This is a genomic window from Methanoregula sp., from assembly GCF_028712425.1.
Lineage (GTDB): Archaea > Halobacteriota > Methanomicrobia > Methanomicrobiales > Methanospirillaceae > Methanoregula.
On the sequence record NZ_JAQTQD010000003.1, the window covers coordinates 19,454 to 44,475 of the forward strand.

Genomic DNA, 25,022 nt, shown 5'->3' on the forward strand with positions numbered 1-25,022 from the left:
ATTGACAGTACGTTTACGTGCTCTCATTATTGTGTGTGATCCCATATAACGCAGACTCACCCCGTCATGCCGGGCGTTCTGCACACGCCCGCAGGACAAATGCTATGAATACCAAGCACTCAGGATGTTTACCCAGATCCGCCAGGCACCAGGAGAATGTCCCATGATCCGGCCCCATGACCTCGCTCTCTTCCCGCTGCCCCAGATCCGCCGGGCAACACCCGCCGATATCGCGGCGATAGTTGCCATCGAGAAGGAGTCGTTTATCGATCCCTGGGAGCAGGCAGTCTTTCTCGAAGCGCTGACGTACTATCCCACCACCTATTTTGTCGCAGAGTGCGATGGCGCCGTTGTCGGGTTCGTTGTAGGCGGGCTTGAGGACACCGGGGAAAACATCTACGGCCATCTCTGCAATCTCGGGGTCAGCCCGCGGTACCGCAGGCGGGGGATAGCAAAGCTGCTCGTGAACCGGGTCGAACACCAGTTCGCACTGGAACTGGCCACGGGCGTCCAGCTGGAAGTCCGGGTTTCCAATACCGCAGCCCAGCGCTTTTACCGCAGGATGCGGTACCGCGAAGTCTTCGGGATTGAGCATTATTACGCAAATGGCGAGGACGCCATTGTCATGATGAAGTGGTTCCGGTTCTGACGGTACGGGCCACGTTTTTTTGTTCCCGTCCCGTCCGGATCAAATGAAAATAATTTATTTCACAAATGCATCATGTATGGTCTGCTGATCGTGCAACGAGTGAGTACCGCTTGATCCAGACCAGCCCGCCACCAGAACCTGCCGGTAACAACGACAAACCGGTTTTTCCCTTCCCGGACGCCGATCAAACGAAGGAAGAGATCGAAGAGAGCAAAACGCACCACCACCGTCCCCGCGACCCGCTGCCGCCCATGGGCGAGTTCGGGCTGAAACGCGGAATCCGCCCGTGGATGGCCAACCTGATCGCCATCGGGGGCATCATCGGTTCCTGCTATTTCCTCGGCACCGGGTACCTCATCTCCGAGATGGGCCCAAGCGTCATTTTGCTCTACGCCATCGGCGGCCTCATCATCTATACCGTGATGCAGTCGTTTGCCGAGCTGCTGGTCAATGTCCCGCGGCAGGGGAATTTCATCAGCTATTCGGCGGAGTTCATCTCCCCGACATGGGCCGTTGGTACCGGCTGGAGTTACTGGTTCAACTGGTGCGCGTATATCCCCTCCGAGGCTGTAGCAGGGGGCATCATCATGCACGTGTTCGTCCCCACGGTGCCGGTGGTGTTGTGGGCCATTGCATTTCTCCTGATGATCACGATCCTGAACCTGATCCAGGTCGGGGGGTTTGGCCTGGTGGAGAGTTCGCTTGCGATCATCAAGATCGCGCACAACGTCATCTTCTGCGCAGTTGCGGCCCTGATTGTCCTGGGCCTCATCGGGACGGCAGGGTTCATCGGGACAAGCGTGGTCCTCCCTCCGGACGTGAACCTGTATGACGCCATCTTTCCGGCCGGGGCCTTCATCCTTGTCGTCAACATGGCCCTGATCCTCGTCAACTTCCAGGTCTCGGAGATCGTGGGCCTGGCCGCTGCCGAGACCCAGAACCCGAAGCAGACAGTTCCAAAAGCCTGCCGGCAGGTGGTGCACCGGATCATATGCGTTGACATCCTCCCGATCTTCTTTCTCATTCTCATCATCCCGTTTGCCGAGGCAGGGCTCACGGACAGCGTCTTCTCGACCGCACTTGCCAGGTACGGGTTCCAGGAGGCGGCAGCCGTCCTCTCCTTTATTGTCCTGACGGCCGCGTTCTCCTGCGCGAACAGCGGGTTCTACGGCGCTGTCCGTGCCCTCTACGGGCTGTCGGTTGAGGAGGGCATGGCGCCCCGGTTCCTCTCGCGGCTGAACCGCAACTGCGTCCCCATGGTCGGGACACTCGTCACCCTTGCGTGCTGCTGGCTCGTCCTCTCCCTCTGGTGGTTCACGAACGGCGAAGGCCAGCTCTACATCTGGCTCCTCTCCGTGTCGGCGTTCACTGGTGCCATCTGCTGGATCTCCATCTGCTGGGCGCAGGTGGTCTTCCGCAAGCGCATCCATGAACGCGGGTATACCAATGCGGATATTATCGCCCCGGCCCCACTCTCGCCGTGGATGCCGGTAATTGTCGGTGTAGTGCTGGAAGTAATCGCCCTTGTCGTGCTCGCGTTCAACCCCGACCTTTCCGGGTCCCTCTACCTCTCGGTTCCGGTCCTGTTCGTCCCGATGATCCTCTACTGGGTCGGGAGGCGCACCGGAAGGCTCAAGCCCTTCAGGTACCTGAATCCCGATGAAAAAACCTTTGACGAGCTCTTCCCGGACAAGCGGGTAAAACAGTAACCAGTCCCTTTTTGATCGGAAAGAAAAGGAAGGGGAAGGGCGGGAATTTATCCCCGGCCGAGCTGCTGGTGGGCGCGGGCCAGGTGCTGGGCGGCAAGGGCGCCGAGGAGCGAGAGTTCACCCGCAAGGACGCCTGCGCCGATGATCTCCGCGAGTTTCTTCGCGTTCGTGCCCGGTGGCGTTCCGCTTCCCGCGACACCGAGAAGTTTTAAGCATTCCTGCTGGGTGTCAACTCCTGTGCCCCCGCCAACGGTGCCGACCGGAAGAGAGGGCAGCGTAACGGAAACGTACACCCCTTGTTCTGTCTGGTCGACCGTGGTGATGCAGGTACTTCCGTCGATCGCGTGGGCCGCGTCCTGGCCGCAGGCAATGAACATGGCCGCAACGATGTTTGCCGCGTGCGCATTGAACCCCATGGCACCGGCGCGGGCAGATCCAACCAGGTTCTTCCGGTAGTTCACCTCGAAAAGGGACTGTGCGTCGGTTTTGAAGATCGTTTTAACCTGTTCATGGGTGAGGGCGACCCCGGCAACAACGCTCCGGCCCCGGCCCATGATAGCGTTGATGGCGGCTGGCTTCTTGTCGGTGCACATGTTGCCCGAGAGGGCGATGAGCCGCGCACCGGTGCCCTGCGCGATCATGTCGGCGACCTTCGCGCTTGCGATGGTGACCATGTTCATGCCCATCGCGTCCTTGGTGTCGAACTCCATCCTCACGTAGACGCTGGTGCCGGTCACGAATGTGACAATGTCGGTCAGTTTCCCGTGCGAGGTCGTGCTCTCAGCAGCAGCCCTCAGCTCATCGCGGTGGGCTTTCACCCAGTCACAAACCTGTACCGCGTGCGCAACGCTCTCCGTTGCAAAGACGGGCGCCCGGGTCATGCCGTCATGGAGGATCCGGACTTCTGCACCGCCGGCCTTCGTGATCGCGTTGCAGCCGCGGTTGACCGAGGCGACAAGTGCCCCCTCCGTTGTCGCAAGCGGCAGCCAATACTTCCCACTGGCACAGCCCCCGTTGACGAGGACCGGCCCGGCAACGCCGACCGGCACCTGCACGGTCCCGATCATGTTCTCGCAGTTGCGCTTTGTCACGCGGTCAACGTCGATACTGAAGATACCGATGTTATCGAGTTTTGCCCCTGTCTCCTGCTCGATGAATCCGCGCCGGACCCGGATGGCGTCGATGGGCATGAGCTCCTTTTCCAGTTCGTAGATCTTCAGTGTCCCGTCTTTCAGTTTTGCGTGAATAACGGCATCCCTTTCCTTGTCCTGACCTGATTGTGCGCCGCCGGCCTGCCCCTCAGAGCGGCGCTGTGCATCATCAGCCATGATTAATGGTTAGCACCTATACTCTTATGATACACGTGGTCGGGAAGACGGCAGGTCGGTGGGGGCTCCGCGTCCCAGCACGGCAGGGGGAGGAGGTGCGGCAGGCGCTCATACGGGAGGGCGCGCTCGATCCCTCCCTCAAAGTCCTGCGCGAGGGTTCCGACCTCATCCTGCCGCTCCGTGAAGAGCGCGAGGGTGCATCATTGTTCGAATTCGAGGCGCACCCGGGGAGGGAGCCGCTGCCCCGGCACGAACTGGTAGGCGGGATTGCCATCATGCAGGAGAACGATCCCTCCGGTGCGCAGCAGTTGCTGGCATCCCGCCCCTCGCTCCACACGGTTGTCTTTGCACAGGGCGAGGTCCACGGCGAGTACCGGATCCGGGAGTTCTCCCACCTTGCCGGGGAATCGACGACCCGCACGCTCGTGACCGAGCATGGGCACACCTTTGTTGTGGATCTTGCAGGTGCTTACTTCTCGGCCCGGCTCTCTACCGAGCGCCAGCGCATCCTTTCCCAGGTGCGGGAGGGGGAACTCGTGCTCGACATGTTTGCCGGGGTCGGCCCGTTCGCGATCACGCTGGCGAAACGGGCATCGCTTGTCGTCGCCGTGGATCTCAACCCAAAAGCGGTTGCCCTGATGTTCGAGAACCTGCACCGGAACCGGACAGAAAATGTCCTCCCGCTGCTCGCGGATGCCCGACACCTCGCCCGGATCCTCCCGTGGCGATTCGACCGGGTGGTCATGAACCTGCCCCTTGCCGACACGGAATTCCTGTCGGAGGCATTCCGGCTCGTCCGGCCGGGCGGAATGATCCATTTCTACTCGCTCGTCTCCGCTGAAGGAGAACACGCGGACCGGATCCGGGAACTGGGTGGGGCCATTGCCGCGGAACGGGTCGTGCGGTCGTACTCGCCGGCGCAGTGGCATGCGGTGTACGATATCCGTGTGAGATAGCGGTGGCTGGGGTTGCAGGGCAGGCCCCTGGAAAATCCGGTATCCCCGTAGATCTCCATAACCCTCCTATCCCCGTTTCCCGGCCCCCGCCCCCCAGAACCAGAAACCAGCCCCCGTTCCCTGACCTCCGCTGGAACTGCACTGTACAGGCCGGTTATTCTGAGCGTAAAACCGGCAGCCAGCCGATCCGGGCCTTTATATCGGTTTCCCGGAAAACCATCCCAGAAAACAGCCAAAACAGGCCGGCCGGGCAGGTCCGAAAGAAGGCAATCGGAGCCCATTACGACCCCGGATTGGATATTTTACCCGAAACGGGGGGTGAGACCCCCCATGGTCGAAAAGCGATCCCTTCCCCTGCCCCCGTCGGGGACAGGGATCCTGCGGGGAACCGTGTATCCTGCCATGACGCAGAGCAGCACGGTCCGGACTTCGCATCGGGAAGGACAATGCTGCGTACCTCAGTGATGGTTATTGCTGCCTGTGCCTTTCCAGTGAATCTCGGGTTTCACCATCTTGCTCATGCCATTGTCATAGCGGAAGATGAGCCTGCGGTTTTCAAGGTTCTGCAATGTCCTTGAGAGTGTGGACTTGGGTATGCCGGTCCTTGCAGAGAGATCCGCCTGGTTCATCTCGCCGTGGTTCATGAGCGCTTCCATAACGGATCTCTCGTTGCCTTTCAACAGGTTCAGCACAATGCCGGGGCTTTCTTCAGGGACCGTTTCCGGGCCCGGTCCAGCGATTTGATGAAGGGTGGAATGATCAGGACTTTGCAGGATTTCCGGTACCGGCTCCCCTTTCTGAAGAGAGACGATCGTTGCGTCATCCGCCGAGTGGGAATAGATCCGGTAAAGAACCATCATACTGATGCCCAGCAGGAATGCTGTGACAGCAATGATAACACAATCAAGGAGGGTGTATACACCGGGAATACTTGCTACCGCCGGGTCGCCACCGTTGAATACCACGTTGATGGTCAGGGGACGGAGGAACGTCAGGGCAAGAAGAAAGGCCGATGCTGTGGATATACCCATGGCGAACGCGGCTTTTTTATTCAGGTGCATTGTATCGAGTATCCGGTAATATTAAAATAGATTTTTTAGAAGAATAACTTTCAGGTTTTTGTCGTCACTCACTCACAGGGATTGGTGGGCTCACACGCACGACGTTTTCCTTGTCGAGATCGACATGGACGATGAATGTCGTCTCGTTCCTCGCCGTAGTCGTATTGACGGTCGTAAAGACGATGGAAACGCCGGTCCCGCGCAGAGGAATCTCTTCGGAATTTTTCACCTGGATGCAATCGAACGACTGGATATTTATGGTATACATCCCGGCTCCAATGATTTCCCGGACTCTTGCATCCGCAAGGGCGATGTCTTCTGCAAGGTTCCGCTGTTCCGGCGTTAAGGTGCCGGTTTTGGTCTCAGGATTATTCCTATCGATTAACAGTAGCCTCCCCAGTTTTCCATCGGGATACAATATCAGTGTCGCGCTCTGGTTATGGGCGATGGTCTCTAATTTTATCGTAGTCTTACTGGCATTTGACCAGTTTGTTGTTACAACGGGCCGGGGCGGGGTCTCATTCTCCGGCATAGTTTTTAAAACACTATCCAGTCCCTTTTCTGAAGGGTGACCGGGTGCCTGTGCCGATTGCGTGTTCCGGATAAGCCAGATATCTTCAGCCCGCCCGTTCTCGCCGCCAGCAATAAACGCAACAGCGAATGCCAGTGCCAGTCCCGCCAGGACCAGCATTCCCATCATTGCGATAATTCTTCGATCCATCAGTAATCCCATTCACATGCAATCACGATAAACTCCCCAGTCTGAAAAAAAGAGGAATTTGATGTACAATATCAAATCCATTCAGAGGGTAATTACCGAGCACTCAGGTAAGGACGTAATTCACCGTTGCAGGATTTGTTGCCGGATTCCTGATGGCAAATGTCCACTGGCTGCTCGTGTAGGGAACGAACGCTGAATAGGTTCCCGATCCGCCGGTCTTCCACTCCGTGTATGCCCATGATGGATTTGCTCTATCATAGATGCCTAGGTAAACACCCTCGCTCGTAGGAGTCCACGTGGCAGAAACGCTCACTGGATCTCCGGCATTCCATGAGAAGGGACCCCAGAGATCGGCATATCCTGGAGCTACGGATCCGGATCCGCCTTTTGAGGTGGGATTGTGGATAACACCGATCTTAATACGATCGGGACTTGGTACAGGATCAGGCCCTGGATCGCGACCTGCCATAGCGAAGTTGTCTCCAACTTGTGTCTCATTATCCACTTTGATAGTTATCTTTTTGATAATCTGTCCATCACTTGTCTTTGCTGTATCAGGTCCGATTTGCGTGATGGTTATTTCTTCAGGCTTCTCGTTCGATGCTAGGGCGCTTACGACCCCGGTCATCAGCAGCGCAACAATAAACATCGCCGCTGCAATTCCGATTCGTCTCATGCTTTTTTCACTCCTCGATGTCCGGTATTATCCGCCGGGCACCATATTTCCCGTATGATGAAACGCCATGAGAATATCACGTGGAATGCAATGTTCCAAAAAATGGGACTTGCGTTCCGGATACCGGAATATCTTTTAAAATATTCTGTTGGCAATCCGCTCAGGATTTAATAAATGACTATCGTGTCCGAAAACAATCGTACGTAAAGGGGATTCCCGATTTTGAATATTCTTGAAAAAAGAAAAATTTACTCCACCGGCACGAACTTCGTGCCATAGTGGATGATACCGCTCTCGCCATCGGTGGCGATCTTGCGGAAGACACTTTTTACCCGCATGCCGATCTTCGCCTCTTTCGGGTCGCAGATAACCTGCGAGGTCATCTGCGGGCCCTCGTCGAGTTTGATGATGGCAAGCACGTATGGTCCGGGGGATGCGAACTGGTCGGGCTCGGTCATGATGACCGTGTAAGTCACCACCGTGCCGAGGCCGGCGAATTTGTGGTCCACGATCTTGCCGTTCCGGCGGCAGTCCGGGCAGAACGTCCGCGGGGGGAAGAAATGCCGGCCGCAGGTCGTGCATTTCGTGCCGATCAGGTTGTAGCGCTGGGGGATCTTTCTCCAGAATCGTGCAACGGTCATCTTAGACCCTCCCGAGGATGTGCACGGCAACGGTTGCACCGGTGCCGCCCACGTTGTGTGTCATGCCGACCTTTGCGTTGTCTACCTGCCGCTTCCCGGCTTCGCCGCGGAGCTGCTGGACGATCTCGCAGACCTGCTTGATGCCGGTTGCCCCGACCGGGTGGCCGCAGGACTTTAACCCCCCGCTTGTGTTGACCGGGATCTTTCCGCCGAGCGCGGTCTCGCCGTCAGCGGTGAATTTGCCGGCCGTGCCCTTTTTGCAGAACCCGAGGTCCTCGATGGCGCAGATCTCCGCAATCGAGAAACAGTCGTGGACTTCGACCATGTTGATGTCCTTCTGGGTGAGCTTGGCCATCTTGAAGGCCCGCTGCCCTGCGGCAACGGATGCGTCCAGGGTCGAGATATCGCGCCGGTCATGCAGGGCGATCGAGTCGCTGGCCTGTGCCGTTGCCAGTACCTTGATGGGCGTGTCCGTGAACTCCTTTGCCCGCTCGAGCGGGGCGACTATGACCGCCGCCGCACCGTCCGTGATGGGTGAGCAGTCAAAGAGCCGGAGGGGGTCGGCCACCATGGTTGACTTCAGCACGGTATCGAGCGTGATCTCCGAGGGGAACTGGGCGATGGGATTCCGTGCCCCGTTGTAGTGGTTCTTCACCGCAACGTGCGCCAGCTGCTCGCGGGTCATGCCGTACTTGTGCATGTAGTCCTGGGCAATCATCGCGTACAGGCCGGGGAATGTCGCGCCGACAAATCCTTCCCATTCGCGGTCCGCTGCACCCGTCAGGGCGTCGGTGCTCGCACCGGGTGCTACGTCGGTCATCTTCTCGACACCCGCTGCGACAACGATGTCTTCCATGCCGCTCGCAACGGCGATGACTGCCTGCCGGAAGGCAAGGCCGCCCGATGCGCAGGCTGCCTCGACACGGGTCGAAGGGATGTGGCGGGATGCCATGCCCGCGTAGTCCGCGATCAGGGCACCGATGTGCTCCTGCTCCACGAACCGGCCGGCGCTCATGTTGCCGACATACATTGCATCGATCTTCTCCCCCGACATCTTCGCATCTTCGAGCGCAAGCGAGCCTGCCTCGACAAAGAGGTCGCGGAACGAGCGGTTCCAGTGCTCGCCGAACTTCGTGCACCCGATACCGATTACTGCAACGTCTCTCATGCCTGCATCACCAGTTTCCCCTTGTGTTTCGCATAACGTGCATAGTCCAGGTAGATCGGATTCTGCAGCAGCTTCTCAACGGAAGGTGCCGCTGCACGGTTGATCTGGTCCTTGATCGCATCGGTCACCGTGATGTCGAAGGCATCACTGCCGGCACCGGAGCCGAACGAGCAGACAAAGATGTGGTCGCCCGGCTTGGCGATATCCAGCGTTGCGGCCAGGCCGATCGGGGATGCGCCCGAGTAGGTGTTGCCAAGGCGCGGGACGGCAAGGCCCGGCTTGATCTGTTCTGCGGTGAACCCGAGGTCCTTTGCAACCTTCTGCGGGAACTTCGCGTTGGGCTGGTGGAAGACCGCGTAGGTGTAGTCCTTCGGCGTGGTCTTCATCTGTTCGAGCATGAGCCGGCTTGCGCCCTTGACATGTTTGAAGTAACCCGGGTCGCCCGTAAACCGGCCGCCGTGGCGGGGATAGTCCTGCCCTTCGCGGCGCCAGAAGTCGGGTGTGTCCGTGGTGAACGAGCAGGTGTGGTTGAGGGTTGCGATCGGATCATCGTTCCCGATGATGTACGCTGCCCCTCCTGCTGCCGCAGTGTATTCGAGCGCATCGCCCGGTGCTCCCTGTGACACATCGGAGCCGATGGCGAGGCCATATTTGACCATACCACTCTTGACCAGGCCCATACAGGTCTGGATCGCGGCGGTTCCCGCCTTGCAGGCAAACTCGTAGTCAGCAGCGGTCATGACCGGTGTTGCACCGATCGCCTCTCCAACTGTACACGCGGTTGGTTTCACCGCGTACGGGTGGGACTCGCTGCCCACGTACACGGCCCCGATCTCCTCCGGGTTCACGGCCCTGCGGCGCAGGGCGTTCCGTGCTGCTTCAACGGCAAACGTTGCCGCGTCCTCGTCCATGTCCGGTACCGATTTCTCGAATACGCCCAGGCCCCCGGTAATATCAGATGCGTTCGCACCCCAGACCCGGGCAATCTCCTCGACCTTGATACGGTATCTCGGTATGTATACACCGTACGTGATGATGCCTACCATTTCTGTTCCCTCAGGGTACTCACGATTTTGTCAATATCCATGCCCGTGCAGAAGACGGTGATTCTGTCCTTCTCCGCCATCTTTGTCACGATCGGGTGTACATCAGGGGCATCGATCCCCTGCAGCACCACACACCGCGGCTTGAACGGCGTAACGCGGATCGCAACCATCGGCGATTTGCCGGTCGAGACATTGGTGAAGACCACCGCCCGCTCGGTGCTCCAGCCGTAGATGCGGTTGAATTCGTTCGATGAGAGCTGCATGATCGCGTTCAGGCTGTTGACCACCGTGTAGCCGAAGATGGCCTGGTCGGCCGACCCGCAGAGCAGCGAGCACCCGATCACGTCTGCGAATTCCTGCAGGGCAACCGGGTTCTCGTACTCGTGGAGGTCGTAGATCACGTCATCCTCGACATTCGAAAAGAGCATGGTTGAGTATTTCTGGATGTGTTTTCCGCCGTCCTCCTCGTCAATGGCAAGGATGGTGTCGACGATCTTGCCGACAACGGCAGTTCCGGGGCTTTTCCGCCGGCCGCTCTCGTAATCGGAGATGACCGATGGAGAGACGCCCAGGCGTTCTGAAAGGACGCCCGGGGCGATCTCGAAGTTCATGCGCCATTTCTTCAGCGCGTGTCCCGGTGAGTCCGACAGCGTAATTTCGCCTGCCATCTTCTCGGCAAGCTGGTTCCGCAAACCGGATTTCATGCTCATAACCATTGAGCCCGGGTGTTAAATAATTAACGAACGTAATTTCGACAAGAAACGAATCCCGACAGGGAACAACGCCAAGAGCAACTCATAAATAATAAGCATCTCAATTTTGATAAGCATGATAGCAGCGGAGGATCTCCAGTGTCTCAAGGCGCTCGCGGTACGGGGCGGGTGCCACGGGCCCATCTTTGTATCAACGCAGAGCATCGGCGAGATGCTCGGGATCAGCCAGCAGACCGCGTCCCGGCGGCTGAAGGGGCTTGAGACAGCCGGGCTCATCACCCGGGCGCTCTCGGCCGATGGCCAGCACGTAACCGTGACAAAGGCCGGCGAGGAGGTGCTCCGGCGGGAGTACCAGGAATACTGCCGGATCTTCGCGGAAGGTGGCAAGTCCTACCAGCTCTCCGGCGCCGTCGTGAGCGGAATTGGTGAGGGCAAGTATTACATGAGCCTCAAGCCGTATAAGGAGCAGTTCGCACAAGCACTCGGCTTCGAGCCGTACCCCGGCACGCTCAACATCAAGCTAGCCCCATCGAGCGTAACGGTCCGGAAGAAGATCGATGCACTCGACTGGACCCGGATCAAGGGTTTCTCCACGGACGGCCGTACGTTCGGCGACGCCCGCTGCATCCCCTGCCAGATCGGCACGATCAAGTGCGGCATCGTGGTGCCGGGCCGGACTCATTATCCCGAAGACCTCATCGAAGTTATCGCCCCGATTGCCCTCCGGCGCAAGCTGGGTGTCGAGGACAACGACAGCATCAACGTCGAGGTGGGGCCGTGATAGACAAGGCCCTTGCGGCGCTCCGTGACGGGAAGTTCATCCTGCTCTACGATTTCGATGACCGCGAGGGCGAGACAGACTTTGCGATCCGGTCCGATGCCGTAACCCCGAAGGATATCGTGAGGATGCGGAAAGACGGCGGGGGACTCATCTGCACGGCCGTCCACCCGGTTGCCGCCCAGAAACTCGGCCTCCCGTTCGCGAGCGACGCCCTGCGGGCGATTGCGGTTGCCGAGCGCGAGGGGGACATCCCCTACGACCGGAAAAACCACTCCTCCTTCTCGCTCTGGGTGAACCACCGCAACACCTTCACCGGCATCACCGACCGCGACCGGACCCTGACCGTGAACGCGATCGCCGAGCAGGTGAAGCGGGCGATGAATGGCGGCAATGTGAATTTCCACGAGACCTTCCGCACCCCGGGTCATATGGCCCTCCTCCGGGCCGCTGACGGGCTTCTCGACGTCCGCCGTGGTCAGACCGAGCTCTCCATCGCGATGGCACAGATGGCCGGTATCACCCCGTCAATAACGATCTGCGAGATGCTGGACGACGAGTCCGGTTACGCACTCTCGAAAGAGGACGCAAAACTCTACGCCCGCAAGCACAAACTCGAGTTTGTCGAGGGCCCGGAAGTGCTGGAGCGCTGGGAACTGGATAAGAAGAATAATAAAGAATAATCTCCCCCTTGTTTTTCTCCGGCACTGGTGCACTGCCGGCCCCGTTTCATCAATTTTATCGTTCTCTCGGCCCCACTCATTTACTGCATGAACGTCCCGCTTACCGAACTGAATGACCGCATGAACCGTTTCCGGGAACGGATGGACACGACAGAACCCGGCTGGGAGATGGCCGGCATCACGGCAAAGGTCCCCCTCTACTACTTCACCGGCACCATGCAGGACGGCCTCCTCCTGATCGCCCGCGATGGCGATGCAACCTTCTGGGTGCGGATGAGCTACGAGCGGGCACAGGAAGAGTCATTCTTCCCCGACATCCGGAAGATGCGGAGCTACCGGGACATTGCTGCCGTAACAAAGGATCTTCCCAAAACAATCCACCTCGAGACCGAGCATGTGTCATTTGCCCAGTTCCAGCGGATGCAGAAGCACCTCCGTTTTACAAATGTGCGCCCTGTTGACGACCAGGTCGGGGCGGTCCGGGCGAGAAAGAGCCAGTACGAGCTTGCCCTCATGGAGCGGGCCGGGGAGATCCACCGGCACGTGCTCGAGGACCTCGTGCCAGGGATGCTTGCGGAAGGCATGGATGAGGTCTCCCTTGCCTGCGACCTCTATTCGGTGATGGTGAAGGAAGGGCACCAGGGGATCATCCGCTTCGGTATGTTCAACGAGATGGTCATGGGTCAGATCGGGTTTGGCACCAGTTCGCTCTCCCCGATCTGCGTGGATACCCCCGGTGGCGTTGCCGGCATGCACCCGTCGGTCCCCCAGATGGGCTGCCGGGAACGCAAACTGAAGCCTGGCGACCTTGTCATCATTGATATCGGGTGCGGGGTCAACGGGTACCAGACTGACAAGACCCTCTCGTACATGTTCAGAAAACCCATCCCGGATGCAGCAATCCGGGACCATGAGCGCTGCGTGGAGATCCAGGACATGGCAGCGGCTATGCTCAAACCCGGTGCGGTGCCGTCTGATATTTATCGGACCGTCATGAGCAGCATCGAGCCGGCGTTTCAGGAGAACTTCATGGGGTACGGCGGGAAGCAGGTGAAGTTCCTCGGTCATGGGATCGGGCTCTGGATCGATGAACTGCCGGTGATTGCGGAAGGATTTGACGAACCGCTCGAAGAGGGAATGGTCATTGCGCTCGAACCCAAGAAAGGGGTTGCGGGCGTGGGGCTTGTTGGCATCGAGAACACGTTTGTCGTGACGCCACAGGGTGGCCGGTCCCTGACCGGGAAGAGCAAAGGCCTGCTCGAAGTGTACTAAACGGCTCGTACAGTAGGGGGCGGATTTTTCCTTTTTTTCGAGAAGAGAAACGAAGAGACGCAGGCTGCCCGGTCACTTGTGAGCCAGTTTCTTCACCGTGGCTTCCGGCAGCATCTTTGCGATCTGGAGCTTGGTCGGGCAGCGCCCGAGCTTCAGCCCCAGCTTCTTTGCCTCTTCCCTGAGCACCTTTGTGTCAACGTCCTTGATGAGGGCACTCAGTTCCTTTTGCTCCATGATGGATCAGTGGATGATGGGAATGCGGGGGGATAAGATTTTCTTCCCGGTCACCATCGCCCGAATCGAAATGCTATACAGTGATGGAAGCTCCCGGGCGGACACACCCGTGCGTGGAGATGACCGGGGAGGGGCCGGTGACGGGTTACGCCTTTGTTCCCCGGACAAGATACCCGGTATAGCCGGCCCGGAAGCCTCCTTTCCGCTCCGTGCGGATGAGTTCTTCCCAGATGACGGCGGTCTCGCCCGGTTCAAGCTCACCGGCCCGGACCATCCGCTCCAGCAGGTCCGGCAGGTCGAAGACCTGTTTTGCCACGGCAAGGTCGGTGAGCACCAGTTCGCGGGGCTCGGCACGGATTGCAACGATCCCGCAGGTCTCGAACAGCGAGAAAAGGTCCCGGCCGATCCTCCCCGAGGCAAAGCTTTCGAGCCATGCCCGGCCGATCCGGGAAGCCAGATCCTGGTCGCCAAGGCTGATCGAGAATGTATCCCAGTCATTGTCGAACGCAACCAGTACCCCGCCCGGCCGCATGACCCGGGCAAGTTCGCGTATCACGGTCACCGGCTGGCGGATATGCTGGAGCACCCGGTCAATCCGGCATGCGTCGAAGACTTCTGCTCTGCAGGGAATCGCTGCCAGGTCTCCCCGGACCAGCGAAGACTGTCCTGCAATCCCCTTCGTCCGCTCTGCTGCCCGGGCAAGCAGCGACTCACTTGCATCTATCCCGACAATGCCAGAGCCCGCTGGAAGGCGCGACACAAGAGAGACGAGGTCCGTTCCCACGCCACAGCCGGCATCGAGCACCAACGAGGGATTCGTGTCCGCAAGGATCCGGAAGCTCTCTTCTTTGACGTTCTGGAAGAACGGGATGCCGGTGATCAGGTCAAGGCAGCGGTGGCATGCGCTGGTATCGCCGGAGCTGTCTACATCGCGGAAACCGGTGGCAAGGGACTGGCGGGAGGGTTCTGGCATGCAAAAAACCTGCTGATGTCATAGATATTGGCGGTTGAGGGTTTTTATTCTCCCTGTTCATTGATTTTTGTCAGGATGATCTCCCCGTTGAGGCTGATCCTGGTGACATTCCCGATGGTCCCGTCATCCCCGGCTGCCCCGTTCGGCACCTCCATCATGTGCGCCTCGTTCGAGTTGTATACTGCAAGGAACTGGACCCCGGACTGGTCGAATACCCTGCAGATCCCGTCGGGTGCGCAGTCAATGATCGAACCGTATGGCACGTGATTGTTTGTCTTCCCGGTCCCGGGAGGCACGATCTTCCATTCGCCCTCCAGCATTACCGGCTGCATCGTCTCATTCACTGCAAGGGGGGGCAGTGCAAGGCGGGACCAGTCGATATAATTCCCGGTTTTCGGATGTGCAGGCGGTAGTGCGATAATCTCGGCAGTACTGTCGGCAGTAGCCTGCAGGGCATCATCGCGGGATTCGACAATGACCAGGTATTTGCCGGTATTGAGAAGTGCAGTATCGATGATGCCAGAGAACGTGTTGATCCCATTGCTACCGGGAACGACCATCACACTCCCCTCCGCAATTTCATGAGACCAGTCATAATTTTTCGTTGAGGGATGGAAAAATGCCGTTACAACCGATATGGACAGGAGCGATCCTGCCGGCAGGCTCGTGGTGCCGGACACGGTCATGGTTCCCGGGGGCACAGGGTTGATGGGATCAATAGCGATCCACGCGTCGATCCCGTTCATGAAATAGAACTCACATGAATTCCCGGCGCCATATCTGGTTATGGCCTGGTCAAGGTAATCAGCGAGCATTGTGGGATAATTCTTCTTGCTGTTCAGCTCTGCAAGGATTCTTTCCGGCGTTGTACCGGTTCCGGTGACGTTTCCGGATACCGCATCATGGTTTACGGTAAACTGATTGGGTGGTGAAGGGTACTGGATGATAATCGCCGAGGTAAACTTCCGGGACAGCTTGTTGGTCTCTTCCGGGCTCAGGCTGATCTGGAAGGATCCATCTTCCTGCACCGGTACGTGCCAAGTGCTGATGGTGTCATTCAACATCCAGACCTGCACTTCGGTGATCGACCGGTCTTTCACCGACCCGTTGATCGTGAATGGTTCTCGCCGTAGTACATTCACGGTTTTTCGCACCGGCATCTCCGGCTCCCTGGCAACAGCCGTCGTCACCACCGTTGCCGGGGCCGGCACTGGTGAAGCAGCATATTCCACGGGAACTTCCTGAGTATCCGGAAGGCCCGGTGTCCCGGTTGCCTGCTGGCGGAGGTCTGTGCATCCTGAAAGGAGGACCAGAAGAATCAGAAAACTTAAAAGAACAATGCGCATGCCGGAACAGACCATGGTAACCACCCGATAACAGGATCAGGTTGCACCGGCATGTGGATAAACATTCTTGAATAAATGTATGGGGATGAAAAAGTAAACTGGGAGATGGGCGTGTATACGCATCAAATCCGGGATAAAACCGGTAACCCCAAATCCAAAAAAACTGGCGCCCTAATGCCGACGCCACGCAGCAATTCCCACGATCAGGACAAGTGCTCCGATGGGCGCAAACTGAAGCGGGGATGGTTTGGTCTGAGGCCGGATCGGGGTGGGCGCTCCTTCTTGTACCTGCGGTGCTGAAATGCCCGTATCATCGACAATGAGCGGGATCGCTGTATAGGTGTCATCGACATTGGAGTCGCTGATACCGGCAATGAGCGCCTGTACCGTGTCGAGACCCTGCAGGCTTCCTGCTCCGCTGATCTTGAAGATGTTTATGCCGCCCGTTAAATTCCCGCCGCTGAGTAGGAGGTTATTGACATATTCCCCGCTCACAACGATCTCGTGCCGGTTGTTCTGCATCGGGTGCTGGACGATGAGAAAAGCCGGCCCTGTGGGAATATTTGCTGCGATTTGCGTATCGGCATTAAAAGTATATGATGCGTCAGGATTCACCGGAACCATTGCATTATATACGTATTTACCGCCGATAATCCATACCTGGACCTCCGTTGGATCCCCTTCCGCAATGCCGGTGACCGTGAACGGCTGTCCTCTCGGGACTGGTGACGGTGAGACTGCGGCAGATATGAACGGTTTTCTGATGATTATACTGGTCGTACCATATGTTGTTAGATCGTTGAACCCATCTTTCGCTTGTGGCTGGCTTACGGCATGAATGGTGTACGATCCAGGATCAAGCGGAAGATTGTAGGTATAAAGGGTATACTCCCAGGAGTGATCCGGTTTTGTTGCTGCCATGTCGAATGAACCCGGATCTCCCGTGACAACATTTCTGGTGAGGTGCAGTGAGTTTCCCGCCACTCGCGGAGATGCCCGGCCCGGTGATGAAGAGGTAGGTGGAATCGGAATCAGAATTCGTCCCGCGGAAGACCACTTCTTCCCCCAGAAAATATGATCCATCCCCTTCCGCGACGATCACCATCACCGGTTTTTCCGCAGATACGGGAGACAGCCCCAATACTACTGTGCCTGCTATGATGAGCAGCAGGATCATCATCGATAATCTGTACCGGTGGTTTGAGGTTGACTGGAACATATGTAAATGTATTTACATTTACAATATAAAATCTGTTTCATTCTCATTTTTATCCGGTAATCTTCTTACAATGTGATTAAGTGCCCATTTTTAAAAAAATTTGAGCAGTATCATAGCCATCTATCAGACGGGACACATCCTATATCAGATCTTGATCTGCGCCAGCGCATCGTACGCGATCTTCCGGAAGAGCGACGGGTCTATCGTGGGGTACTGCTCTTTTGCCTTCAGGATGTCAGGTGTCGGCTCCTTTGCGAATGCATCCACCCGGTCAAGCGTGTGCTTTGCCGCATCCAGCACCCAGATATCGCGGGTGTCCATGTCCACGACCGTGATCGACTCGACTCTTACGGATACGAGCCATGATCCGTCGGGCTTCTGGTACAGGTTCGGCTTCCCGATCACTGCAACGAACTGCGGCGGCTCGATCTTGGCGAGTTGCTGCATTGCCTCGGGCTGGTAACTGCCGGCCATGACAAAGAACGTCCCGGTGGGATCGACTACACGGCCCCGGTAGAACATGTTCTGCTCGCCCTGCCGGGTCTTCTCGGTCAGGGTACCGACAATGAAGATCCTGTTTGAGCGCTCGCCGCTCGGCAGCAGGACAAACGTCGGGCTCTTCTCGTCCTCCCCGTCCTTGAACTGGTACCGGCATTCCCGAAGTTCGGCGGCAAAGACCCGGCGTGCGGGCTCGCGCTCGAAAGCCCCCTCGCGGCGGGGCATGTCATGGGGGTTCGTGCTCATGAGGGTGCCCCCCCGGCACGGTTCAGCAACGCAGTATGATCCGATGATGCGAACGCCACCTTGTCGCACTTGTTGACCAGCAGGCGGCCGTCAATCTCCCGGCCATGGCAGGTGATGTACCGCCCGAGCACCGCATCCCGCATCTGGAGAAAGACCTCGTCCATCCCGAGCGGGTTGTTCTCCGCAATCTCCTGCGCCTGTGCAAGGGAGATCCCGGTCAGCGCCTCGACCACGTCGCGCTGGATCAGGATGTTATGGGTCTTCTCACCATCGTCAAGCCATCCCTTGATCCGGAGGTCGTATACGAACTTTGGCTGGATCTCGTGGACCGGGCAGTAGTTCTGCCTTGAGAGGGCACGGTTGCAGCCCTCCACCGGGCAGCGCTTGATGATACCGGAGCCCGGTGCGATATGGACGATGGCGCCGGTGAACGTGCTCTCCCCGCCGCTTACCGCGATCTCGCCCTCCTCCTGCAGGATGGTTGCCGCGTTCAGGTTCAGCGAGAGCCGGCCATTGAACTCGTCCACCTGTGCATAGAAGATACTGTACACGGCACCAGGCACGAGTCTCTCTTTTCCCGGCTCTTTCCAGATCACGAACTTGATGGTGCCGCTCTCATCGCCCAGCAGACCGGACTGGAGCATCCGCTCGTGGTTTGCCTCCCACTCCTGCACGAACTTGACCCGGACACTGCCGATGCCGGGACGAAGGTCCCTTATCGGGGCCGGTGCCGGGATGAGAGACCTGTCCTCCGTAATCTCCTTAATGGTTGTACCGGAGTGGACCTTCAGGTTGGCAACACCCTTGTACTCATCGACCACCGCGGACTCGATGCGGTACCACGACCCCTCGGCCATGGCCGGGGCATTGGACTTTGCCCAGACAACGAACCGGATCGCACCGGACTCGTCGGCAATGATCCCGCTCTGGGCAATGGATGGTGATGCCGGTGCAGAGAGTGCCACGATCTTTCCTTCGATCGTCACCCACTCGCCGGGCACACCCTCGGCAATCTTCTTCTCCTGCGTACCGCCGCCCGATCCACCGGCACCGGAACTTCCGCCGGAACCCGGTGCCGGGAGGTTGTACTCCTTTGAAAGCTCGCTTATCACGCTGCGTTCCGCCTCGGAGGGCTGGACACCGAACTCGTCCACGAGCCGCCTGAGTTTGCCTTCGATCTTCTTTACATCAGGCGTCTGTCCGCCCTGGGCAAATTTTCGGGAGATTCTGTTTGCTGCTTCGGAATAATCCATTTTCATACATCTCCAGCAATAAAATTCGAAATACTCTTGATATAAGTGTGTCACCATGCGTAGTGAAAGTGTTGCTTTGGATCCCGCTTTCCCCCGGTAATGGTGTCGGGTACTATCGCGAGATTTATCTCACGAAAGAGCTGAACTAAGAGATACTATGTCTGAGATAACCGCTGACAGCACGATTTACGAGCTCCTCAAGGCAAAGCCCGAGGCAACCGAGGCCCTCTTCAAGTTCGGCATGGGTTGTGTCGGGTGCGCCATTGCCCGCGGCGAGACCATCCGCCAGGCAGCCGAGGCACACGGTATCCCGCTCCCCGAGCTCCTCAACGCGCTTGGAATCAAGGAATAAATTCCTCTCCATGAACTCCTGACGGAGTTCAATATCAAAGAGTGATTGAAATCACTCTTCTCCTCGGGCAATAAAATTACCCAAGCATAAAAGAGTGAGCCCACTCTTTTAGTCGGGCAATAAAATTACCCAAGCCTAAAAGAGTGAGATCAATCATAAATCGGGCAAGACGATTGCCCGAGCCTCAGGAGATAAAAACAGTTTTTCCTTTTCAGCAGATCTGAAAAGGCGGATCATTTTTTCAGTTTCAGTTTTTCGGAGTATTGCATCAGTTCTTCCCGCGAAGCATTCGGGAATTTCCTGAAATAAGATGCAACGGCCGGCTCGTGCAGGAGCGTACAGGCTGCACAGTTCCAGACCTTCCCTCCGTTCGAACCTTTCACCCACTGCCCGAGATTCTCGTCCTTGCATGGGTAGAAGGGACAGTAGCAGAAGTCGCAGGCCTGTCCTTCGAAATGGCAGTGATAATAGGGGCACTCCTTCCCGGGCTTCCACTCTGCCCAGTGCGCACCCTGGAACCGGCTGTAGATGAAGAACGCCGGGCGGCCGGAGGGCGTACCGGCATCGTGCCGGCGGAGCGCCTCGGGAACCCCGTGGAGGACCGCCTCGCGGACCCGCATGCCGGCCGGTGTGATGCGGCCGGCATACCGGTGTTTCTCCTTTCCCTCCGAGGCAGCGATCACGGCATCGGTGGGTGTTCCGGTTGCCGGGAGGTCGAGCCCGAGCAGCGCCTCGGCCTTTGCCTCGGTCGCTACCATGATGGTCTCGAGAAGGGCCGCGTCCTCCATCCCTTCAGCGCTGCAGACAATAATGTTGATAGTGCCGGCGGTTGCCGGGGGTTCGCGGCGGAATCCGGCCGTGACAAAGACCGTGATGAAGTCGTACTGGAGGATGCAGGCCTGCTGCATGGGGACCGCGGTCAAAAGGCCGAAGAGATCGGGGCTGATCCCTTCTGCGGCAGCGACCCGCTCGATCTCCTTTTCCGGGGCATCGTGGCGCCAGTCAGGGGGGACGGTATGGCAAAGAAGGGAAGAGACCGACCGGATGCCCCCGAGGACCCCGGTGCTGGCGGCGCGGAACGACCCGCGGATAAAAAGCGTGGAGTTGTCGAGGTAATATCTCATGCAACAGAATAGCGGGTGCGGTCCTTGAGCTCCTGCTGCTTGCCGGCATTCCAGCCGGAGACGTCCTGCAGGTATCCCGTGACCCTGCTGATCTGGGTGACGTCGTGGGAGCCGCATTCGGGGCAGACCGCCTGGCCGCAGAGCGGGCAGTACTCGATGCCCGCAATCACTTCATGGGTGCAGTTGCAGTGGTCAAGGGGGCACATGACCTCGAGGTGTGTCTCGCCGCAGTTCGGACACGGATTCTCCTCGACAATGAGGTGGCAGGTGTGGCACTTGTACTTCCGGTCATGCTCGGGAATGTCGGATAGTGTCTTGTAGTGCTCTGCCAGTTTGCGTTGTTCTGCGGTCCAATCCATAGTATAACATCTCACAGGTTCTTAATAAATATTTAGAACGATCTGGTCAGGCCATTGGCCGATCCCCGCTTTATATAGCGTTCATATCCGGATTCGTGAAAATTTTGAGGGTATTAATAAATCTTTACGCGTTCCTGACCGCGGAAAATTCCATTATCGCGGTTACCGGGTCTTTTGCCTCATAAATCGCCCGCCCCACGATGATGCCGTCAACGAGCTTCGCGATGGTGGCTGCGTCCCCCCCCTGGGCACCCACGCCCGGGGAGAGTATCTTCCGTTTGCCAACGATTTCGCGCAGGATTTTTGTGCGCTCCGGGCGCGTTGCCGGGGCGATGATCCCATCCGCGCCACACTCTACGGCAAGCGCGGCGATCTTCTCGGCGGTCCCGCCATGGAAGAACGCAGTCGCGCCCGGGTGGCTCATCTCCGCAACCACGAAACACGCGCCCCCGTAGTCCGCGGCAACACCTACGCACGCCTGGATTGCGTCGGCGCCGGTGAACCCGTGGCAGATGATGGACGAGAAGCCGGCATCGAAGACCTGCTCCGCGATGAGCCGGTTCGTGTTGGGGATATCGGCGACCTTGAAGTCCGCGATGAGAGGCTTGTCCAGCTCCTCGAGCTCTGCTGCAATCGAGAGGCCGCTTGCGAGGATGAGGGGGTACCCGAGCTTGATGGCGTCGAGATGCGGGGCGCAGGCATTTGCGATCTTGATCGCCTGTTTCTTTTCGGTTACGTCCAGCGCAAGGATCAGTTCGGTCATTTCGCGAGCCTCTCCATCACCGCGGCCGTCAGCACCGGGAGGGTGATCGTTGCGTCGCCGTACACGGTCACGGCCTGGGCGTCTTCCGTGATCTTGCCCCAGGACCGGGCTTCGTCCAGCGTTGCGCCCGAGAGCCCGCCGAGGTCAGGCCGGTCGCCCGTAAGCTGGATCGCGTAGCGGAAACCGTTCGGGGTCATCAGCATGCTCTGGAGGATGAAGTTCTTGGGCACACCGCCGCCCACGAGCATGGCGCCGGCCTTTGTTGCCGTAAAGCACCGGTCCATCAGCGACTGCATGTCGGCAAAGGCGTCCACGGTGATTTTGTTGGTCTGCGAGAATAGCCAGTACTGGAGGCCGATCATCGAGTCCTGCACCGCAGGGTTGTACACCGGGACCTTGTTCCTCGCTGCCGTGTGGAGGATACCGGATTTTGTATGGTTCCCGATGTGTTCCAGCAGGCCCGAGATGGAGATGGTGGATTTTGGTTCGAGTTCGGAGAAGACACCCTGCATGAACTCCTCGAAGTGTTCGAACGCGTCGTTGGGGAGGTAGACATCGTAGATCCGGTTGATCTCGTCGTGCCGGAGCTCGATGTCGTTACAGAACGCAGTGCCGTGGAAGTGGTGGCAGCCGATGGCCTCGATGATGTCGTGCGTGAGGTTGGCGCCGGTCGAGACAAGCACGTCGATATGACCGGCCCTGATGAGATCGGAGACGATCCCGCCCATGCCCGCGGGGACCATTGCCCCGGCAAGCCCGAAGAACTTCGTGGCCTCCCGGTCTCTCAGCATCTGCTCCCAGATATCCGCGGCGCGGGCAAGCGATCCGCCGTTGTAGGCGCCGGCTTCTCCCATCGCCATCACCAGTTCGTTCACCGTCATCTTCGGTTTCACGTGGAGCTGGTTTACCGGCATCTCGCAGGGTTGTGTCATGGTATTTTTGCACTTCCGCTTGTTGCCGGATATTTGGCGTTCCGCACAGATAACTGTGTTTCAGGACCGTGCGGCGGGGATAAGCCGGGCTTTGGGGAAGGTATTTACCCTTTCACTGTCGTTTTTCCTCTATGCAGGAGATCCGGTTATCCTTACGAAAACGGGCGTTCCCGAGCGAAGGCCGGGCGCGCCTCAATGCAGCCCACCTCCCGGAGCTGGGAATCACCGAAGGGGGACAGGTGGACCTTGTCAACGAGGCGACCGGTGCCAGCGTGACCGTCACGATCGTTGCCGACACTCTCGTCCTCGAGGGGCAGGTGCGCGTGAGCGCAGAAGACCTCACGGTGCTCGGCCTCTCCGAGAACGAAGCCGTCCTTGTCAGGAAGTCCCCCCCGCTGGACGAGAAGATCAAAAAAGCCGCGGGGGAAGCTGGTGAGGTTGCCCGGAAAGGCGTTGACTCGCTGGACCGTGCGCTGACAAAGGCTGCCGGCGATGTGAAGGCGGGAGCCGGAAAGGCTACAGAAACGATCGGCACCGCGGCGAAGAAGACCGCAGACGGTGTCAGGGACGTTGCCCGGAAAGTTTCCGGCAAGGACGATCTCTGAATCCCCCATCATCGCATCATAAAAATCTGGTGAAACCATGGCATCCGAAATGATCATCAACGACACGATGCTTGCAGGACTGATCGTTGTCCTCGGCATGGTGGTTGTCTACCTTATCATCCGCGAGATACGGATCATGAAGACCTCCAACCGGGCGCTGGAACTGGACCTGGAGAAGGACAAGCTTGCGCTCCTCCAGCAGCACGAGGCAAAGAAGGCGTTCCCGTTCACCCGGCTCTCCCCGGAACAAACGGCGCAGATCCGGCAGGTGCAGGAGGACAATGCCGCAATCGAGACAACGGTCTTTGCAAAAGAGAAACTGCTCGAGGCCCGGCTGGCGCGGCTGGAGAACATCGTGAAGGCAAAGAAGCTCGACACCCTCCTCACCAATGCGGAGGAGCAGGAGAAGAAGGTGAAGTGAGATGAACCCGACCGTATACCACGCACCGGAACAGGACCTGACGAGCGGATCGTTCTGGGACGAGCTTTCGCAGGTCCCTGCAACCATCGGCTCCCGGCTCCCGACGCTTGACCGGTCGCTTGACGCCTACTTCGACCGGCACTTTGCAGCCATCATCGAGGAATGGGACCTCGTGACCGGAAGCGATCTCAAAAACCTCGAAAACCGGCTGGAGCGGGTGAGCAGCGAGATCACCCGGTTATACGAAGGAAAGATGGCCCTTGAGGCGCGGGCACAGGATCTCGACCGCCTCATATCATCCCTGGAGCGGTCGAAATGATCGGGATGGATTCCTACCTCAACGCCTACGTGGACCGGCGGATGAAGTACCTTGTCGAAGAGTACGACCTCACCACGCAGGGCGAGCTTGCGGATTTCACGGTCCGGCTGGCGTCAATCGAGCGGGAGATCCCAAAACTCGCATCCTTTGAAAAGGAAGCAGCAGACAAACTTTCGGCGCTCGAAGCCCGGGCAGCAGCGCTGAAGGGGAGGCGGTGACATGGACCTTTTGACGTTCCTTATCCTCGTTCTCATCCTTGTCGTGGTCCTCTTCCTCGTGTACTGGTTCTTCCACGGAGCAAAGGGCAACATCGCGCTCACCCGCCCGGTGGAGAGCCGGGTGGACGAGTACCTGGACCGGAGGTTCCATGAGATGATCGCGGAATGGGAACTGGTCCCCGGCCCGCAGCTCCGGCGGTTCACGGAGGAGCGTTCCCGCGATCTTGCACAGGAGGAGGCCCGGCTCGGTGAGCTGAAACAGTTCGAATCCGGTATGCGGACAACGCTCTCATCCCTGGAGGCACGGCTTGACACTCTGGAAAAAGAACTCGAAGGCAGCGCAGCAAAAAAGTAGCGCACCCTCCGAAAAATTCCGCGAGCTGAAAAAAGAGATCGCGGTGATGCGCAAGCAGGGGGAGCCCCAGGCAAAGGACCCCCGCACGTTCTCCCAGTACCTCTGCGATCTCTGTGCAACGCCGCACCCGGTCTCGGGCCTCCGGCAGTGCGTGCTCTGCGGGCGCTGGGCTTGTGATGCCTGCTGGAAAGACGAGTACTATACCTGCAAGTCCTGCGCCGGCCTGATCAGGATCCATTCGCTGATGGGAAAGGAATAATTTTTTCGCGCAGTCTTACGATGCTTCCGGTCTGACGCTGATACCTGCGTATCGTACGGGATTTTTCGCATCGGGCGGGATAACCGTCTCTTCCCGCAGTTCCGGTATCGTGCCCGTACCCGGGGAAACAATAAAAGCCTCAGTC

Annotated in this window: 31 protein-coding genes; 13 read left to right on the forward strand and 18 right to left on the reverse strand. The window is 58.3% G+C overall.

The window, feature by feature from the left end:
• Positions 1–163 precede the first annotated feature (163 nt).
• Positions 164–649: a ribosomal protein S18-alanine N-acetyltransferase gene (gene rimI, locus PHF39_RS01975; protein ID WP_300219619.1), complete on the forward strand. Its 486-nt coding sequence runs from the start codon at positions 164–166 to the stop codon at positions 647–649.
• Between the two features lie 110 nt (positions 650–759).
• Positions 760–2,358, forward strand: a complete 1,599-nt coding sequence (locus PHF39_RS01980; protein WP_300219621.1) for an amino acid permease — start codon at positions 760–762, stop codon at positions 2,356–2,358.
• Positions 2,359–2,405: 47 nt separating this feature from the next.
• Here PHF39_RS01980 and hmgA read toward each other — a convergent pair whose 3' ends face one another.
• Entirely contained in the window at positions 2,406–3,686 is a 1,281-nt protein-coding gene (hmgA, locus tag PHF39_RS01985; RefSeq protein ID WP_300219623.1) for a hydroxymethylglutaryl-CoA reductase (NADPH), read from the reverse strand.
• Between the two features lie 5 nt (positions 3,687–3,691).
• On the opposite strand from hmgA, the gene PHF39_RS01990 reads away from it, so the two are divergent.
• The gene (locus PHF39_RS01990) at positions 3,692–4,642 is read left to right on the forward strand and encodes a class I SAM-dependent methyltransferase family protein (protein ID WP_300219625.1); all 951 of its coding nucleotides are present in this window, start codon (positions 3,692–3,694) and stop codon (positions 4,640–4,642) included.
• A gap of 458 nt (positions 4,643–5,100) precedes the next feature.
• Here PHF39_RS01990 and PHF39_RS01995 read toward each other — a convergent pair whose 3' ends face one another.
• The 7 genes from PHF39_RS01995 to PHF39_RS02025 all read right to left on the reverse strand — a co-directional run bounded on the left by PHF39_RS01995 (position 5,101) and on the right by PHF39_RS02025 (position 10,659).
• Positions 5,101–5,703, reverse strand: a complete 603-nt coding sequence (locus PHF39_RS01995) for a MarR family transcriptional regulator (RefSeq protein WP_300219627.1) — start codon at positions 5,701–5,703, stop codon at positions 5,101–5,103.
• Positions 5,704–5,767: 64 nt separating this feature from the next.
• Positions 5,768–6,424, reverse strand: a complete 657-nt coding sequence (locus PHF39_RS02000; protein WP_300219629.1) for a hypothetical protein — start codon at positions 6,422–6,424, stop codon at positions 5,768–5,770.
• A 103-nt stretch (positions 6,425–6,527) separates the two neighbouring features.
• The gene (locus tag PHF39_RS02005) at positions 6,528–7,100 is read right to left on the reverse strand and encodes a hypothetical protein (protein WP_300219631.1); all 573 of its coding nucleotides are present in this window, start codon (positions 7,098–7,100) and stop codon (positions 6,528–6,530) included.
• A gap of 248 nt (positions 7,101–7,348) precedes the next feature.
• Positions 7,349–7,741, reverse strand: coding sequence for a Zn-ribbon domain-containing OB-fold protein (locus PHF39_RS02010; RefSeq protein WP_300219633.1), 393 nt, complete (start codon positions 7,739–7,741; stop codon positions 7,349–7,351).
• A 1-nt stretch (position 7,742) separates the two neighbouring features.
• Complete coding sequence (locus PHF39_RS02015) at positions 7,743–8,909, reverse strand: thiolase domain-containing protein (protein ID WP_300219635.1); 1,167 nt, start codon at positions 8,907–8,909, stop codon at positions 7,743–7,745.
• The gene (locus tag PHF39_RS02020; protein ID WP_300219637.1) at positions 8,906–9,955 is read right to left on the reverse strand and encodes a hydroxymethylglutaryl-CoA synthase; all 1,050 of its coding nucleotides are present in this window, start codon (positions 9,953–9,955) and stop codon (positions 8,906–8,908) included. Before PHF39_RS02020 ends, PHF39_RS02015 begins: the two co-directional genes overlap by 4 nt.
• Entirely contained in the window at positions 9,949–10,659 is a 711-nt protein-coding gene (locus tag PHF39_RS02025; protein WP_300219639.1) for a helix-turn-helix domain-containing protein, read from the reverse strand. Before PHF39_RS02025 ends, PHF39_RS02020 begins: the two co-directional genes overlap by 7 nt.
• 124 nt (positions 10,660–10,783) lie before the next feature.
• Between PHF39_RS02025 and PHF39_RS02030 the strand changes: the two genes are divergently transcribed.
• The 3 genes from PHF39_RS02030 (at position 10,784) to PHF39_RS02040 (ending at position 13,401) form a co-directional block, all read left to right on the forward strand.
• Positions 10,784–11,449 (forward strand): DUF120 domain-containing protein, encoded by a 666-nt coding sequence (locus tag PHF39_RS02030; RefSeq protein ID WP_300219641.1) that lies wholly within the window; start codon positions 10,784–10,786, stop codon positions 11,447–11,449.
• Complete coding sequence (ribB, locus tag PHF39_RS02035; RefSeq protein WP_300219643.1) at positions 11,446–12,129, forward strand: 3,4-dihydroxy-2-butanone-4-phosphate synthase; 684 nt, start codon at positions 11,446–11,448, stop codon at positions 12,127–12,129. The genes PHF39_RS02030 and ribB overlap by 4 nt, the downstream gene beginning before the upstream one ends.
• Before the next feature lie 87 nt (positions 12,130–12,216).
• The gene (locus tag PHF39_RS02040; RefSeq protein ID WP_300219645.1) at positions 12,217–13,401 is read left to right on the forward strand and encodes a Xaa-Pro peptidase family protein; all 1,185 of its coding nucleotides are present in this window, start codon (positions 12,217–12,219) and stop codon (positions 13,399–13,401) included.
• A 72-nt stretch (positions 13,402–13,473) separates the two neighbouring features.
• Here PHF39_RS02040 and PHF39_RS02045 read toward each other — a convergent pair whose 3' ends face one another.
• From PHF39_RS02045 to PHF39_RS02070, 6 genes are all read right to left on the reverse strand, one after another.
• Positions 13,474–13,635 (reverse strand): hypothetical protein, encoded by a 162-nt coding sequence (locus PHF39_RS02045; protein ID WP_300219647.1) that lies wholly within the window; start codon positions 13,633–13,635, stop codon positions 13,474–13,476.
• Between the two features lie 145 nt (positions 13,636–13,780).
• On the reverse strand, positions 13,781–14,608 hold the full coding sequence (locus PHF39_RS02050) for a methyltransferase domain-containing protein (protein WP_300219649.1): 828 nt from the start codon (positions 14,606–14,608) through the stop codon (positions 13,781–13,783).
• Between the two features lie 44 nt (positions 14,609–14,652).
• Positions 14,653–15,969 (reverse strand): hypothetical protein, encoded by a 1,317-nt coding sequence (locus PHF39_RS02055; protein ID WP_300219651.1) that lies wholly within the window; start codon positions 15,967–15,969, stop codon positions 14,653–14,655.
• 156 nt (positions 15,970–16,125) lie between these two features.
• On the reverse strand, positions 16,126–16,875 hold the full coding sequence (locus PHF39_RS02060) for a hypothetical protein (RefSeq protein ID WP_300219653.1): 750 nt from the start codon (positions 16,873–16,875) through the stop codon (positions 16,126–16,128).
• Between the two features lie 442 nt (positions 16,876–17,317).
• Positions 17,318–17,917: a nucleic acid-binding protein gene (locus PHF39_RS02065; protein ID WP_300219655.1), complete on the reverse strand. Its 600-nt coding sequence runs from the start codon at positions 17,915–17,917 to the stop codon at positions 17,318–17,320.
• Positions 17,914–19,176, reverse strand: coding sequence for a nucleotide-binding protein (locus PHF39_RS02070; protein WP_366144146.1), 1,263 nt, complete (start codon positions 19,174–19,176; stop codon positions 17,914–17,916). Before PHF39_RS02070 ends, PHF39_RS02065 begins: the two co-directional genes overlap by 4 nt.
• 151 nt (positions 19,177–19,327) lie before the next feature.
• Between PHF39_RS02070 and PHF39_RS02075 the strand changes: the two genes are divergently transcribed.
• Positions 19,328–19,522, forward strand: a complete 195-nt coding sequence (locus tag PHF39_RS02075; RefSeq protein WP_015284064.1) for a DUF1858 domain-containing protein — start codon at positions 19,328–19,330, stop codon at positions 19,520–19,522.
• Between the two features lie 233 nt (positions 19,523–19,755).
• On the opposite strand, the gene PHF39_RS02080 is transcribed toward PHF39_RS02075, so the two are convergent.
• The 4 genes from PHF39_RS02080 to PHF39_RS02095 form a co-directional block, all read right to left on the reverse strand.
• Positions 19,756–20,646, reverse strand: a complete 891-nt coding sequence (locus PHF39_RS02080; protein ID WP_300219658.1) for an adenosylcobinamide amidohydrolase — start codon at positions 20,644–20,646, stop codon at positions 19,756–19,758.
• The gene (nrdD, locus tag PHF39_RS02085) at positions 20,643–21,005 is read right to left on the reverse strand and encodes an anaerobic ribonucleoside-triphosphate reductase (protein ID WP_300219659.1); all 363 of its coding nucleotides are present in this window, start codon (positions 21,003–21,005) and stop codon (positions 20,643–20,645) included. Before nrdD ends, PHF39_RS02080 begins: the two co-directional genes overlap by 4 nt.
• Before the next feature lie 124 nt (positions 21,006–21,129).
• Entirely contained in the window at positions 21,130–21,768 is a 639-nt protein-coding gene (pyrF, locus tag PHF39_RS02090) for an orotidine-5'-phosphate decarboxylase (protein WP_300219660.1), read from the reverse strand.
• Positions 21,765–22,700 carry a deoxyhypusine synthase gene (locus PHF39_RS02095; protein WP_300219662.1) on the reverse strand — a complete coding sequence of 312 codons (936 nt, stop codon included), beginning with the start codon at positions 22,698–22,700 and terminating at the stop codon, positions 21,765–21,767. The genes pyrF and PHF39_RS02095 overlap by 4 nt, the downstream gene beginning before the upstream one ends.
• Positions 22,701–22,831: 131 nt before the next feature.
• Here PHF39_RS02095 and PHF39_RS02100 point away from each other — a divergent pair, with 131 nt between their 5' ends.
• From PHF39_RS02100 to PHF39_RS02125, 6 genes are read left to right on the forward strand one after another with little or no spacing between them, the layout of a single operon-like run.
• Positions 22,832–23,305, forward strand: coding sequence for a hypothetical protein (locus PHF39_RS02100; RefSeq protein WP_300219664.1), 474 nt, complete (start codon positions 22,832–22,834; stop codon positions 23,303–23,305).
• Positions 23,306–23,342: 37 nt separating this feature from the next.
• Complete coding sequence (locus PHF39_RS02105) at positions 23,343–23,726, forward strand: hypothetical protein (RefSeq protein ID WP_300219665.1); 384 nt, start codon at positions 23,343–23,345, stop codon at positions 23,724–23,726.
• Between the two features lies 1 nt (position 23,727).
• On the forward strand, positions 23,728–24,045 hold the full coding sequence (locus PHF39_RS02110; protein ID WP_300219667.1) for a hypothetical protein: 318 nt from the start codon (positions 23,728–23,730) through the stop codon (positions 24,043–24,045).
• Positions 24,042–24,263, forward strand: a complete 222-nt coding sequence (locus PHF39_RS02115) for a hypothetical protein (RefSeq protein ID WP_300219669.1) — start codon at positions 24,042–24,044, stop codon at positions 24,261–24,263. Before PHF39_RS02110 ends, PHF39_RS02115 begins: the two co-directional genes overlap by 4 nt.
• A gap of 1 nt (position 24,264) precedes the next feature.
• Positions 24,265–24,618, forward strand: coding sequence for a hypothetical protein (locus tag PHF39_RS02120; RefSeq protein ID WP_300219671.1), 354 nt, complete (start codon positions 24,265–24,267; stop codon positions 24,616–24,618).
• The gene (locus PHF39_RS02125; RefSeq protein ID WP_300219673.1) at positions 24,572–24,877 is read left to right on the forward strand and encodes a hypothetical protein; all 306 of its coding nucleotides are present in this window, start codon (positions 24,572–24,574) and stop codon (positions 24,875–24,877) included. Before PHF39_RS02120 ends, PHF39_RS02125 begins: the two co-directional genes overlap by 47 nt.
• Positions 24,878–25,022 lie beyond the last annotated feature (145 nt).